This is a genomic window from Pantoea sp. CFCC18179 (assembly GCF_059412405.1).
The window spans coordinates 85,176-97,999 of sequence record NZ_JBNBPM010000005.1; the positions used below are offsets into that span (position 1 = coordinate 85,176).

A 12,824-nucleotide genomic window follows, 5' to 3' on the forward strand; every position below is an offset into this window, starting at 1 on the left:
TTCAAAATGGTTTACAAGACAGATGTTCACTCAGGACGACCTCAACTTTGACCGCCAGCATATCTGGCATCCGTACACGTCGATGCGCGATCCCCTGCCCTGTTATCCGGTGATTGCGGCGCACGGCTGTCAGCTGCAACTGGCCGATGGGCGTGAACTGGTGGATGGCATGTCGTCATGGTGGGCGGCGATCCATGGCTACAACCATCCACGTCTCAACCACGCGTTGCAGCAGCAAATGGCGCAGATGTCGCATGTGATGTTTGGCGGGATAACGCATCCCTCGGCGGTGGAATTGAGCCGCCATTTGATTGCGATGACGCCAGCAGCGCTGGAGTGCGTGTTCCTCGCCGATTCGGGGTCGATCGCCGTCGAAGTGTCGATGAAAATGGCGTTGCAATACTGGTTGGGGCGCAATCAAACGCGGCAAAAATTCCTTACGCTGAAGCGCGGTTATCATGGCGATACTTTCGCGGCGATGTCGGTGTGCGATCCTGAAAACTCCATGCACAGCTTGTGGCGTGGCTACCTGCCAGAGCATCTGTTTGCCAGCGCGCCGCAGTGTGGCTTTGACGATGAATGGAATGAGGCGGATTTTGCCGATTTCGCGCAACTGGCGGAAATGCATCATCGTGACATCGCCGCAGTGATTTTAGAACCGATTGTGCAAGGTGCCGGCGGCATGCGTTTCTATCATCCGCGCTATCTGCAACAGGTGCGCGAACTGTGCGATCGCTACGGTTTGCTGCTGATTGCCGATGAGATCGCCACCGGCTTTGGTCGCAGCGGCAAGCTGTTTGCCTGCGAACATGCGGGCATTACGCCGGATATTCTGTGCCTCGGCAAAGCGCTGACCGGCGGCACCATGACGCTCTCCGCCACGCTGACCACGCGCGAGGTTGCCGATACCATCAGCCGCAGCGCGGCGGGCTGCTTTATGCATGGCCCAACCTTTATGGGCAATCCGCTGGCCTGCGCAGTCGCGGTGGCAAGTCTGGCGATGATCAACGAAGGTGATTGGCAGTTGCAGGTGCCGCGCATCGAACAGCAATTGCGGGCAGAATTGCTGCCGCTGCGCAGCCACAACAGGGTAGCGGATGCGCGCGTTTTGGGCGCGATTGGCGTGATCGAAACTCATCAGCCAGTGAACATGGCAGCGCTGCAACAGTTCTTTGTCGAACGTGGTGTGTGGATTCGTCCGTTTGGCCGTTTGATCTATCTGATGCCACCTTATCTGATTTCACCTGCTGAACTGACGAAACTGACGCAAGCGGTCAGTGCGGCACTGGATGTTGCGGCGCATTTCCACCATGATTGAAGGCACTGCACAACCCTAAAGGAGAGATCATGCGCGTATTTAGCCAGGATTTTAATGATGGTGACAAAATGCCAGAGCGACACGTTTTCAATGGCATGGGATATCAGGGCGATAATCTGTCGCCGCATTTGGCATGGGACGATGTTCCGGCGGGCACCAAAAGCTTTGTGGTGACTTGCTACGATCCTGACGCGCCGACCGGCTCCGGCTGGTGGCATTGGGTGGTGGCGAATATCCCGGCTGAAGTGACTGTGTTGCCGCAAGGTGCGGGATCTGGCGTGGCGGAGTTGCCGGAGAGCGCCATTCAGACGCGTACCGATTTTGGTCAAACCGGCTATGGCGGCGCAGCGCCACCGCAAGGCGAATCACATCGCTACATCTTTACCGTGCATGCGATGGATGTGGATAAGATTGAAGTCGATGCCGGTGCGAGTGGTGCCATGGTCGGCTTTAACGTGCATTTCCATGCACTGGCCAGTGCGTCGATTACGGTGATGTATTCGTAATCGCTAAACGGCGCCATCGGCGCCGTTTTTCATTGCTGATTACAACGCGTGAATCACTACCCACATCGGGCCTTGTCCAACCGCGTAACGCGCCAGTGGATTAAGCAGGCCGCGCTCCTTAATTTTATACACTTCGATATGGTGCGATTTCTGCCCTGCCGCCACCAGATATTGGCCGCTGTGATCAATATTGAAACCACGCGGTTGCGTTTCGGTCGGCTGATAGCCTTCAATCGCCAGCACTGAACCATCTTCACTGATGCTGAACACGGTAATGGTGCTGCTGGTACGATCGCAGGCGTACAGGAATTTGCCATCTGGCGTGATATGGATGTCGGCAGCCCAGCGCGTGTCGCTGAAGCCTTTTGGCATCATATCCAGCGTTTGCACTCGCTCAACCTTGCCATGTGCATTGTTCAGCGCCCACACATCCACGCTGCTATCCAACTCATTCACCACATAGCCATACGCGCCATTCGGATGGAACGCCATATGACGTGGACCCGCACCTTCCACCGTGGTGACTTGTGCTTGCTCGCGCGGCGCTAACGTGCCGTCGGCATTCAGTTGGTACAGGCAGATGCGATCCTGCTTCAATGCCGGGACAAACAACGTTTGGTTTGCGAGATCGATGTTGGCCGAGTGGCAGCCATCAAGACCATTGATTACCTGGCTTGGCGCTTGCGGTAAACCGTCGCTGTTAATCGGGCTGATGCTGACACAGGCATCATTATAAGAACCGCAGAACAGATAGTTGCCCTGGCGATCGGTTGAAATGTGAGTTGGGCTGCCCGGCAACGGTGCTTCACCGGCCAGGCTCAAGGTACCGTCGGCCGCAATGCGGAACGCCAGCACACGGAAATTCGGACGAACACCCACATAGAGGAAATCTTTTTTCGGGCTGACCACCATCGGCTGCACCTGGCCGGCAACATCCGTCACCTGCAATAACGTCAGTGCGCCATCTTCCTGTAACTGCCAGGCATGGATCTGCTGGCTCTCTGGACTGGCGGTATACACGACTTGTTTCATGCGTTTTCCTTATTCGCTGCCTGATGAAAGGGATAACTGTAGCGCGTTTCATTTTGTCGCGCTGGATTCATTTGTGCCCTGTTTTTTGTCTCAGGGCCGTTGCCGGGTGTAGACTCAATGCTTTGCCAACTCCCGGACGGAAAGTGTAATGAGCTACCGCGTAATCGCCCTTGACCTCGACGGCACCCTGCTGACCCCGAATAAAACCATTCTGCCTGAATCCCTCGAAGCGCTGGCCCGCGCGCAACAGGCGGGTGTCAAAATCTTGATCGTCACCGGTCGCCACCATTGCGCCATCCACCCTTTTTATCAGGCGCTGAAACTGGATACACCCGCAATCTGCTGTAACGGTACTTATTTGTATGATTATCCAGCTAAAAAGGTGCTGGCATCCGATCCGCTGGAGAAAAGCAAAGCGGCGCGGGTGATCGAAATGCTGGATGAAGAAAACATCCACGGACTATTGTATGTGGATGATGCGATGCTGTATCAAACGCCAACTGGCCATGTCACACGCACTCTGAATTGGGCGCAATCGTTGCCAGAGGCGCAGCGTCCCCTGTTCCTGCAGGTGCCGAGTCTGGCGCAGGCGGCGATTGAGGCGAAGTCGATCTGGAAGTTTGCCCTGTCACATCCCGATACGCGCGCGCTGCAACAATTTGCCGAGCGCACCGAAGCGGAATTAGGGCTGGCGTGTGAATGGTCGTGGCACGATCAGGTGGATATTGCCAAAGGCGGCAACAGTAAAGGTAAACGTCTGGCGCAATGGGTTGAGAGCCAGGGATTAAGCATGCAAGACGTGCTGGCGTTTGGCGATAACTATAACGATCTCAGCATGCTGGAACAGGTCGGTTTAGGCGTGGCGATGGGCAATGCTGATGAAGCGATTAAAGCGCGCGCCAAAAAGGTGATTGGCACCAATCTGGAGCCGGGCATCGCCGAAGTGATTTATCAAGAAGTCCTGTAACCGTAGAATGTAGCGGCGCAATTCATTGCGCGGATTTTTCTCAAACCGCGCAATGAATCATTTACGCCACAATCGATACGCTTTTGATCTGCGCATACAGCCACTGATCGGGGCGAATGCCCAACTCATCACGCGCCCATGGTGAAATGCGCGCCCACAATTCGCTGATACCAATGCGCAGTTTCACTTCCACCTGATCGTCAATCTCCAGCAACTCAACCACCTGCGCCGGCAAAATATTGCGAATCGAAGTGTGCTGCGGCGGCTGCAATGCCAGCGACACATCAGCCGAGGCGATACGAATACGCAGCGGTGTTTTCAGCGGCTGATTCACCCGGCTGACCCAAATATGCTGATCGCCGAGCGACAACGCAGTCATCGGGTAATCGGGATGTTGCTCCAGCACTTGCACACGCAGCACGCTAGTGCGTTCAGCCAGCGGCAGCCACGGACGCATTGCGCTGCTGCTCCACACTTTCTCCAGCGCACCAAACGCTTTCTTCTGGCCGTTATCCAGCACCAGCACGTTATCGGCTAACTGCAAAATCTCATCCAGACTGTGCGACACATACAGAATCGGGATATCAACCTGCTTAGCCAACTTTTGCAGATACGGCATTAATTCGCGTTTGCGCGGCAGATCCAGCGAAGCCAGCGGTTCATCCATCAGCATGATGTCCGGCGCAGTCAACAAGGCGCGACCAATCGCCACACGCTGTTTTTCACCGCCAGAGAGCGAAGCGGGAAAACGATTGAGTAGCGCTTCAAGGCCGAGCAGCGCCACCAGCGCAGTAAACTGCGGCTTCATGGAGGCCGCCATGCCATATTGCAAATTGCCGCGTACGCGATAGTGCGGGAACAGGCGCGCATCCTGAAACACATAGCCGATGCGGCGCTTTTCCGGTGGAAGATTAAGCTTGGTTTCTGTATCAAACAGCAGACGATCGTTGAGTTGGATGCGTCCACTTTGCGGCTGGGTTAAGCCACCAATCGCATTGATTAATGAGGTTTTCCCCGCACCGGAAACACCAAAGATGGCGGTGATGCCGTTGCCGGGAATGTTGACGTTGACGTCGAGCAGGTGATCGCCCAACTGCTGCGCAATTTGCAGAGTTAACATTACGCCGCTCCCAGCCGTTTACGGCCCCAGCGCGCCAGCATTTCCGACGCCACTAATGACAGCAATGCCAGCGCAATCGCCACCGCACACAAGCGTGCCGCGGTGCCTTCCGCGCCAGGTGTTTCAATCAGGGTAAACATCGCCGATGGAATGGTGCGTGTCTCGCCGGGAATGTTGGAAACAAAAGTGATAGTGGCACCAAATTCGCCCAACGAGCGTGCGAAAGCCAATACGGTGCCGACAATGATGCCAGGCAACGTCAATGGAATGGTGATGGTGAAGAACACGCGCCAGCGACCTGCGCCAAGCGTGCGTGCGGCCTGCTCCAGTTTGGTGTCCACCGCTTCCAGCGCGAGACGAATTGCGCGCACCATCAACGGAAACGCCATCACCGCCGAGGCCAAAACCGCGCCGCGCCAGCTAAAAGCAAAGGTGAAACCAAACCAGTCATACAGCCAGGAACCGATAAAACCACGGCGGCCCAACGCAATCAGCAGCAAATAGCCGACCACCACCGGCGGCAATACCAGCGGCAAATGCACGATACTGTCTAATAAGGTTTTGCCCGGAAACCGGCAGCGCGCCAGAATCCAGGCCATCATGATGCCAAACGGCAAGCTACAAATTACAGCTACACAAGACACTTTCAGGCTGAGAAATACGGCCTGCCATTCGGGATCGCTCAGTATCATTTCTTCGGCGTAAATCCATACTGTTTAAACACGGCAGCGGCATCCGGCCCCTGCAAATAGTTGTAGAAGGCTTGTACCACTGCGTTCTGATGATCTTTAACAATCGCCATCGGATATTCCACCGGCTTGTGGCTATCTTCCGGGAAACGTCCCACGACTTGCACCTTATCGCTGGCCACCGCATCGGATCCATACACAATGCCGTACGGTGTTTCGTTACGTTCCACCAGCGCCAACGCCGCACGCACGTTATTGGCCGGCGCTAACTGCGGAGATAACGCATCCCACGCGCCGAGCTTCTGTAATGCTTCTTTGGCGTAAATCCCGGCTGGCACATGATCCGGATCGCCGACCGCTAGACGCTCGCCTTTCAGCAGGCTTTTCCAGTCGGTTTGCGCATTGATGGTGACGGTTTTGGCGCTGTCACTTTTCGGCGCAATCAGCACCAAATCGTTACCCAGCAGCGTGTAGCGCGTGTTTTCAACCACGCTCTTTTTCGCTACCACATCATCCATCCACTGCTGATCGGCTGAGATGAACAGATCGGCCGGGGCACCTTGATCAATCTGGCGCGCCAGTACCGAAGAAGAGGCAAAAGACGATACCACTTCTACGCCACTTTTCTTTTGATATTGCGTCGCGATCTCCTGCAACGCGTTGGTCAACGAAGCCGCAGCGAACACGGTGATTTTGTCTGCGGCCACAGCCTGGCCCGCCAATGAAACAGTTAAAAAGGTTGCAGCAGCCCAGCGGTAATTGATTGTTTGCATTTGTTGCTCCTTGTTACGTTATATATTTGATAATACAACGAGCACACAAATACTGTCATGAGCTTTATACCCTTCATAATTCAAGTTGTAACTGCGTTGGCTGCGTGTCTTCACCCCAGTCACTTACTTAAGTAAGCTCCTGTGGATTCATCCACTTGCCGCCTTGCTACAACTCGAATTATCTAGGGTATATATCGGCAGGATTTTACGGAAGTTAAGTGCAAAACGCCCGCAGAGCGCGGGCGTTTGGAAATCAGTGGTGTGAGCTGTTGGCGGTGCGATCTTCGCGGCGGCCAAATTTTGAGATGACGTTGAAAATTTCACCCAGGCCGTAAATCAGACCGAGCATCACAGCCATCACAATCGGCACCATGATGATAGCTACAGCCAGGCTTTTTAACAGTTCCAGCATGGAAACCTCACGCAGAAAATAAAAAAGTGATTGTAACGGCTAGCGAAAAAAACGCACTGCCCTTTTCGTGCTTTTACTTTTAAGCAGTAAACTGAGTGGATTGACCTAAGGAGCTGACATGCAGGCAGAACTTTCTCTACACATTCGACTTCAGCAAAAACTGTTTGCCGATCCGCGCCGCATCGAGCTGTTAAAACGCGTGCAGCAAACCGGCTCGATCAGTCAGGGCGCGAAACTGGCGGGCATCAGCTACAAAAGTGCCTGGGACGCGATCAATGAGATGAATCAGATGGCCGATCAAACCTTGGTTGATCGCGCCACCGGCGGCAAAGGCGGCGGCGGCGCGCAGCTTACGCGTTATGGCGAGCGGTTGATTCAACTTTTCCAGTTGATGGAACAGATTCAACAGAAAGCCTACGACGCACTGGAAAACGACAGCTTGCCGCTCGACAGTTTGCTGGCGGCGATTGCCCGCTTCTCGCTGCAAACCAGCGCACGTAATCAATTGTTTGGCACGGTTGTCGCCAGCGATCATCAGCATGTACAGCAACATATTGAGGTGCAACTGGCCGACGGCGTTACGCGCTTACAAGTGGCGATCACCGAACGCAGCGCCGAGCGCCTGCAACTCGACAGCGGCAAAGAAGTGCTGGTGCTGATCAAAGCGCCGTGGATTAACGTCAGTCAACAAGCCGCTGATAGCGATAATCAGTTGGCGGCGGAAGTCAGCGCGATTGAGCCGGGTGAACAGGTCAGCGAAGTGTTGATGGCGCTACCCAGCGGGGAAACGCTGTGTGCCACCGTCACCAATGCACAAGTTAAACAGCAGAATCTACAGGTTGGTGCGCAGGTCACCGCCAGTTTTAACGCCGAACACGCCATCATCGCCACACTGCTCTAAAATCCGCGCCATGATTTGACTTCGCCAATGTCGCTGGCTAAAACTGAGTGACACGATGCATAAAACGGAACAAATCATGGCTTCATTGCAAATTTCGCAAGGCACGTTTCACCTTAGCGACATCCGAGCACTCTCCCTCAACGATCTCACCCTGAATAGCGGCGAAAGCTGGGCGTTTGTTGGTGCAAATGGCAGCGGCAAATCGTCGCTGGCGCGCGCACTCGCTGGCGAACTCTTACCGGGCAAAGGCAACGTGCAGCAGGATTTCCAGCACCGCACGCGTTTGTCGCTGGAGCAACTGCAAAAGCTGGTTAGCGAAGAGTGGGAACGCAATAACACCGATTTGCTGAGTGAAGGCGAAGACGATACCGGTCGTACCGCCGCGCAGATTATTCAGGATGAAGTCAAAGACGAGGCGCGTTGTCAGGCGCTGGCGCAGCAGTTTGGCATCACTTATTTGCTGGATCGCCGCTTCAAATACCTTTCCACTGGCGAGACGCGTAAAACGCTGTTGTGTCAGGCGCTGATGGCGCAACCCGATTTGCTGATCCTCGATGAACCCTTTGATGGGCTGGATGTGGCTTCTCGCGCCAGCCTGGCGCAAACCCTTAACGATCTGCATCAGCAAGGTTACACCGTGGTGCTGGTGCTGAATCGCTTTGACGATATTCCTGATTTTGTCGATAAAATTGGCGTGCTGGCCGAATGCACACTGACGCACGTTGGTGAGCGTCGCGCGATCTTGGCCGAAGCGCTGGTGGCGCAGTTAGCGCACAGCGAAAAGCTGGCTGGCATGGCCTTGCCGGAAGCGGATCAGCCCGATCAACTGCCGCAATTGGCCGAAGAGGCACCGCGTGTGATTCTGCGCAACGGCGTGGTGTCGTATAACGATAAAGCGGTGATTGATGGCCTCAGCTGGCAAGTCAATCCCGGTGAGCATTGGCAGATTGTTGGACCGAACGGCGCAGGAAAATCGACCTTGCTGAGTCTGGTGACCGGCGATCATCCGCAAGGTTACAGTAACGATTTAACGCTATTCGGCATCCGGCGCGGCAGCGGCGAAACCATTTGGGATATCAAGCAGCATATCGGCTACGTCAGCAGCAGCCTGCACCTCGATTATCGCGTGAGCTGCAACGTGCGCACCGTGGTGCTTTCCGGCTTCTTCGATTCGATTGGCTTGTATCAGGCGGTTTCCGATCGGCAAAAAGCGTTGGCGCGTCAATGGCTGGCGCTGCTGGGCATGGATAATCAATTGGCCGATGCGCCGTTCCACAGCTTATCGTGGGGGCAGCAACGTCTGGTGTTGATTGCTCGTGCGCTGGTGAAACACCCCACTTTGTTGATCCTTGATGAACCGCTGCAAGGGCTTGATCCGATCAACCGCCAACTGGTACGTCGTTTTGTTGATGTGTTGATTGGCGAAGGCCGTACGCAACTGCTGTTTGTCTCGCATCACGCCGAAGATGCGCCGCAATGTATTACTCACCGATTGAGTTTTGTCGCGCAAGAACACGGGTACGGTTTCTTGCAGGAATCGCTGAAGTAATTAGCGGTCACCATAAATGGCGCCCCTACAAAATCTCGCGTAGGGTGCGCATTTATGCGCACCGTCATCCCTTCCCACATCAAGATGTAACCGCTACCATTTCATTGCCTGGTAATCCATCAAACAGACGCAATAACCCCACAAAATGAGAATCGTCACCTTGTGTAAACGATACCATTTATCCAGACTGGATCACGCTTTCAAACTGGTCTTTGTGCTACTTTGAACAAAATCATTTTTATCTGTTTGCCGTTTACCAGGACTCATCATGGAAAAATTTAACCCGGTCGATCATCCGCATCGCCGTTATAACCCATTGATCGATCAATGGGTGCTGGTCTCTCCGCATCGCGCTAAGCGTCCGTGGCAAGGTGCGCAGGAAACCCCGGCTCTGGAACAACTGCCGGCGCACGATCCCGACTGCTTCTTGTGCGCAGGTAACACCCGCATTACCGGTGACATCAATCCCAACTATAAAAGCACCTACGTGTTCACCAATGACTTTGCCGCGCTGATGACCGATACGCCGGATGCACCGCAATCTGAAGATGTGCTGATGCGCTGCGAAAGCGCGCGTGGCACCAGCCGTGTCATTTGCTTCTCGCCGGATCACAGCAAAACGCTGCCGGAACTGCCACTGAGCGGACTGGAAGATATCGTGCGCACCTGGCAGGAGCAAACCGCCGATCTCGGTCAACACTATCCGTGGGTGCAAGTTTTCGAGAATAAAGGCGCGGCGATGGGCTGCTCTAATCCGCATCCACACGGCCAGGTTTGGGCCAACAGCTTCCTGCCGAATGAAGCGCAGAAAGAAGATGACCATCAGCGGCGCTACTTCGCCGAGCAAGGCACGCCGCTGCTGGTGGATTACGCTGCGCGCGAATTGAAAGATGGCAGCCGCACCGTGGTGGAAACCGAACATTGGCTGGCCGTGGTGCCATGGTGGGCGGCGTGGCCGTTTGAAACGCTGCTGCTGCCGAAAGCGCACGTTAAACGCATCACCGATTTGAGCGCAGCCCAGCGCAGCGATTTGGCGCTGGCACTGAAGCAACTCACCAGCCGCTACGACAACTTGTTCCAGTGCTCATTCCCTTATTCGATGGGTTGGCACGGCGCGCCATTTAACGGCGAAAGCAACGATCACTGGCAGCTGCATGCCCACTTCTATCCGCCGCTGCTGCGTTCAGCCACGGTGCGTAAATTTATGGTTGGCTACGAAATGCTGGCCGAAACCCAACGTGATTTAACGGCGGAACAGGCGGCTGAACGTCTACGTTCTGTCAGCGATGTCCATTTCCGCGAGGCACAATAAATGTCATTAAAATCCATTACTCAACAGGTTTTCGCTGACACTTTCGGTTACCAGCCGACGCACAGCATTCAGGCGCCAGGCCGCGTGAATTTGATTGGTGAGCATACCGACTATAACGACGGCTTCGTGCTGCCGTGCGCCATTGATTATCAAACGGTGATTGCCTGCGCCAAGCGTGACGATCGTCAGGTGCGCGTTGTTGCCGTTGATTACGATAATCAGCAAGATAGCTTCTCGCTGGATGCGCCGATTGAGCCGGTCAAAGAGCCAATGTGGGCCAACTACGTGCGCGGCGTGGTGAAACATCTGCAAAAACGCGATGCCAATTTTGGCGGCGTCGATATGGTGATCAGCGGCAATGTGCCGCAAGGCGCAGGCTTGAGTTCATCGGCCTCGCTGGAAGTGGCGGTCGGCACCGTGTTCCAGCAGTTGTATGCTTTAAAGCTGGACGGCGCAGCGATTGCGGTCAACGGCCAGGAAGCGGAGAACCAGTTCGTGGGCTGTAACTGCGGTATTATGGATCAGCTGATTTCAGCGCTCGGCCAGCCGGATCACGCCATGCTGCTGGATTGCCGCACCTTGGGTACGCGCGCGGTGTCGATGCCAGAAGATGTCTCGGTGGTGATCATCAACTCCAACTTCCGTCGCAGCCTGGTGGGCAGCGAATACAACACGCGTCGTGAACAGTGTGAAACCGGCGCGCGCTTCTTCAACAAGCCAGCGTTGCGTGATGTCACGCTGGAAGAGTTCGAAGCTTCAGCAGGCGAATTGGATGCATTGGTGGCAAAACGCGTGCGTCACGTGATCACCGAGAATGCCCGCACGCTGGAAGCGGCTGATGCCTTGAGCGCAGGCGATCTGAAACGTATGGGCGAGTTGATGGCAGAATCACACGCGTCAATGCGCGATGATTTTGAAATCACCGTGCCGCAAATTGATCAGCTGGTTGAGATTGTAAAAGCGCAACTCGGCCCGCGCGGCGGCGTGCGTATGACCGGCGGCGGTTTCGGTGGCTGCATCGTGGCGTTGATGCCAACCGATCTGGTAGAGGAGGTTAAAGCTGTCGTAGCGGAGAAATATGAAGCGCAAACCGGCATCAAAGAGACCTTCTACGTGTGCAAAGCCTCGGCAGGAGCTGGCCAATGGTAACCGATGTGAACTCTCATGCGCCTGACGGGCAACCGTGGCGCATCACCGTGCTGCGCAATCGCAACGGCATGGTCGCCACCTTTATGGATTGGGGCGCCACCTGGATGTCGGCGCGCGTCCCCATGCTCGATCATAGCGTTCGTGAAGCGCTGCTCGGCTGCGCAACGCCGTCTGATTATCTGCATCAGGATGCCTATCTCGGCGCAACGGTGGGCCGCTACGCTAACCGCATCGCCTCGGCGGAACTCAAGCCGTTGAACTTGCTGTTGGCCGCCAATCAAGGCGCGCATCAACTGCACGGTGGACCAGAAGGTTTCGATAAACGCCGCTGGCAGATTGTCAGCCAAAGCGAGTCTGAAGTGCACTATCGCCTTGACTCGCCGGATGGCGACCAGGGTTTTCCGGGCAATCTGATCGCCAATGTTATCTACCATCTTGATGATGAAAATTGCCTGTCGATTCGCTATGAAGCGCAAACCGACCAAGCGTGCCCGGTCAATCTGACCAACCATGCTTACTTTAATCTTGATGCGCATCATGGTGATGCGCGCCAGCATCGCTTACAACTGCACGCCGATCGTTACTTGCCGGTCGATAGCGAAGGCATTCCGAACGCGCCGCTGAAAAACGTGGCTGGCAACAGTTTTGATTTCCGCCAGCCGAAACGTGTCGCCGATGAATTCCTCGCCGATGACGATCAAAAAGCGGTAAAAGGCTACGACCACGCCTTTTTGCTCAACACCGCTGGCGACAGCAACGCGCCCGCAGCCCATTTGTGGTCTGCCGATGGCAAGCTGGAGCTGAGTGTGTTTACCGCCGCACCGGCGTTGCAGTTCTATTCTGGCAACTATCTGGAAGGAACACGCGCCCGTGAGCAGGACAGCTATACTGCTTTCCAGGGCATTGCTCTGGAGAGTGAATTTTTACCGGATTCGCCCAACCACGCTGAATGGCCGCAGCCTGATTGCTGGTTGCAACCCGGCGACCGCTGGCAGTCCGTGACGCACTATCGCTTCACGCCGCACTGAGCAGCCGGTTGAAAAACGCGCACTGCGCTGCCGACAGGCTTACGCCGTGCGCTGTTTTCCGCTATGGT

At 55.2% G+C, this 12,824-nt stretch carries 13 protein-coding genes; 8 read left to right on the top strand and 5 right to left on the bottom strand.

Going from position 1 to position 12,824, the window contains the following annotated elements:
- Positions 1-22 precede the first annotated feature (22 nt).
- A complete protein-coding gene (bioA, locus tag ACPUC7_RS11675) occupies positions 23-1,318 on the top strand; it encodes an adenosylmethionine--8-amino-7-oxononanoate transaminase (RefSeq protein ID WP_494923056.1) in 1,296 nt (431 codons plus the stop codon).
- 29 nt (positions 1,319-1,347) lie between these two features.
- Entirely contained in the window at positions 1,348-1,824 is a 477-nt protein-coding gene (locus ACPUC7_RS11680; RefSeq protein ID WP_343551567.1) for a kinase inhibitor, read from the top strand.
- A gap of 39 nt (positions 1,825-1,863) precedes the next feature.
- On the opposite strand, the gene pgl is transcribed toward ACPUC7_RS11680, so the two are convergent.
- Positions 1,864-2,856, bottom strand: coding sequence for a 6-phosphogluconolactonase (pgl, locus tag ACPUC7_RS11685; protein WP_494923057.1), 993 nt, complete (start codon positions 2,854-2,856; stop codon positions 1,864-1,866).
- A gap of 148 nt (positions 2,857-3,004) precedes the next feature.
- Here pgl and ACPUC7_RS11690 point away from each other — a divergent pair, with 148 nt between their 5' ends.
- Positions 3,005-3,823: a pyridoxal phosphatase gene (locus tag ACPUC7_RS11690; protein WP_494923058.1), complete on the top strand. Its 819-nt coding sequence runs from the start codon at positions 3,005-3,007 to the stop codon at positions 3,821-3,823.
- Between the two features lie 61 nt (positions 3,824-3,884).
- Here the strand turns inward: ACPUC7_RS11690 and modC are convergent, their stop codons facing one another.
- The 4 genes from modC to ACPUC7_RS11710 form a co-directional block, all read right to left on the bottom strand.
- Complete coding sequence (modC, locus tag ACPUC7_RS11695) at positions 3,885-4,943, bottom strand: molybdenum ABC transporter ATP-binding protein ModC (RefSeq protein ID WP_494923059.1); 1,059 nt, start codon at positions 4,941-4,943, stop codon at positions 3,885-3,887.
- Entirely contained in the window at positions 4,943-5,635 is a 693-nt protein-coding gene (gene modB, locus ACPUC7_RS11700; protein ID WP_494923060.1) for a molybdate ABC transporter permease subunit, read from the bottom strand. Before modB ends, modC begins: the two co-directional genes overlap by 1 nt.
- Positions 5,632-6,405: a molybdate ABC transporter substrate-binding protein gene (gene modA, locus ACPUC7_RS11705; RefSeq protein ID WP_494923061.1), complete on the bottom strand. Its 774-nt coding sequence runs from the start codon at positions 6,403-6,405 to the stop codon at positions 5,632-5,634. The genes modB and modA overlap by 4 nt, the downstream gene beginning before the upstream one ends.
- Positions 6,406-6,658: 253 nt before the next feature.
- Complete coding sequence (locus ACPUC7_RS11710) at positions 6,659-6,817, bottom strand: AcrZ family multidrug efflux pump-associated protein (protein ID WP_494923062.1); 159 nt, start codon at positions 6,815-6,817, stop codon at positions 6,659-6,661.
- 118 nt (positions 6,818-6,935) lie between these two features.
- On the opposite strand from ACPUC7_RS11710, the gene modE reads away from it, so the two are divergent.
- The 5 genes from modE (at position 6,936) to galM (ending at position 12,756) form a co-directional block, all read left to right on the top strand.
- Positions 6,936-7,718 carry a molybdenum-dependent transcriptional regulator gene (gene modE, locus ACPUC7_RS11715; protein WP_343554847.1) on the top strand — a complete coding sequence of 261 codons (783 nt, stop codon included), beginning with the start codon at positions 6,936-6,938 and terminating at the stop codon, positions 7,716-7,718.
- A gap of 76 nt (positions 7,719-7,794) precedes the next feature.
- Entirely contained in the window at positions 7,795-9,267 is a 1,473-nt protein-coding gene (gene modF, locus ACPUC7_RS11720; protein ID WP_494923063.1) for a molybdate ABC transporter ATP-binding protein ModF, read from the top strand.
- Between the two features lie 268 nt (positions 9,268-9,535).
- Positions 9,536-10,579: a galactose-1-phosphate uridylyltransferase gene (gene galT / locus ACPUC7_RS11725; RefSeq protein ID WP_494923064.1), complete on the top strand. Its 1,044-nt coding sequence runs from the start codon at positions 9,536-9,538 to the stop codon at positions 10,577-10,579.
- Positions 10,580-11,728 carry a galactokinase gene (galK, locus tag ACPUC7_RS11730; protein ID WP_494923065.1) on the top strand — a complete coding sequence of 383 codons (1,149 nt, stop codon included), beginning with the start codon at positions 10,580-10,582 and terminating at the stop codon, positions 11,726-11,728.
- Positions 11,722-12,756, top strand: coding sequence for a galactose-1-epimerase (gene galM / locus ACPUC7_RS11735; RefSeq protein WP_494923066.1), 1,035 nt, complete (start codon positions 11,722-11,724; stop codon positions 12,754-12,756). The genes galK and galM overlap by 7 nt, the downstream gene beginning before the upstream one ends.
- Positions 12,757-12,824: the final 68 nt, after the last annotated feature.

Excerpts from the sequence above, each read along its gene's own strand:
- bioA (WP_494923056.1), top strand. The coding sequence starts at position 23 with ATGTTCACTCAGGACGACCTCAACTTTGACCGCCAGCATATCTGGCAT.
- ACPUC7_RS11680 (WP_343551567.1), top strand. The coding sequence starts at position 1,348 with ATGCGCGTATTTAGCCAGGATTTTAATGATGGTGACAAAATGCCAGAG.
- pgl (WP_494923057.1), bottom strand. The coding sequence starts at position 2,856 with ATGAAACAAGTCGTGTATACCGCCAGTCCAGAGAGCCAGCAGATCCAT.
- ACPUC7_RS11690 (WP_494923058.1), top strand. The coding sequence starts at position 3,005 with ATGAGCTACCGCGTAATCGCCCTTGACCTCGACGGCACCCTGCTGACC.
- modC (WP_494923059.1), bottom strand. The coding sequence starts at position 4,943 with ATGTTAACTCTGCAAATTGCGCAGCAGTTGGGCGATCACCTGCTCGAC.
- modB (WP_494923060.1), bottom strand. The coding sequence starts at position 5,635 with ATGATACTGAGCGATCCCGAATGGCAGGCCGTATTTCTCAGCCTGAAA.
- modA (WP_494923061.1), bottom strand. The coding sequence starts at position 6,405 with ATGCAAACAATCAATTACCGCTGGGCTGCTGCAACCTTTTTAACTGTT.
- ACPUC7_RS11710 (WP_494923062.1), bottom strand. The coding sequence starts at position 6,817 with ATGCTGGAACTGTTAAAAAGCCTGGCTGTAGCTATCATCATGGTGCCG.
- modE (WP_343554847.1), top strand. The coding sequence starts at position 6,936 with ATGCAGGCAGAACTTTCTCTACACATTCGACTTCAGCAAAAACTGTTT.
- modF (WP_494923063.1), top strand. The coding sequence starts at position 7,795 with ATGGCTTCATTGCAAATTTCGCAAGGCACGTTTCACCTTAGCGACATC.
- galT (WP_494923064.1), top strand. The coding sequence starts at position 9,536 with ATGGAAAAATTTAACCCGGTCGATCATCCGCATCGCCGTTATAACCCA.
- galK (WP_494923065.1), top strand. The coding sequence starts at position 10,580 with ATGTCATTAAAATCCATTACTCAACAGGTTTTCGCTGACACTTTCGGT.
- galM (WP_494923066.1), top strand. The coding sequence starts at position 11,722 with ATGGTAACCGATGTGAACTCTCATGCGCCTGACGGGCAACCGTGGCGC.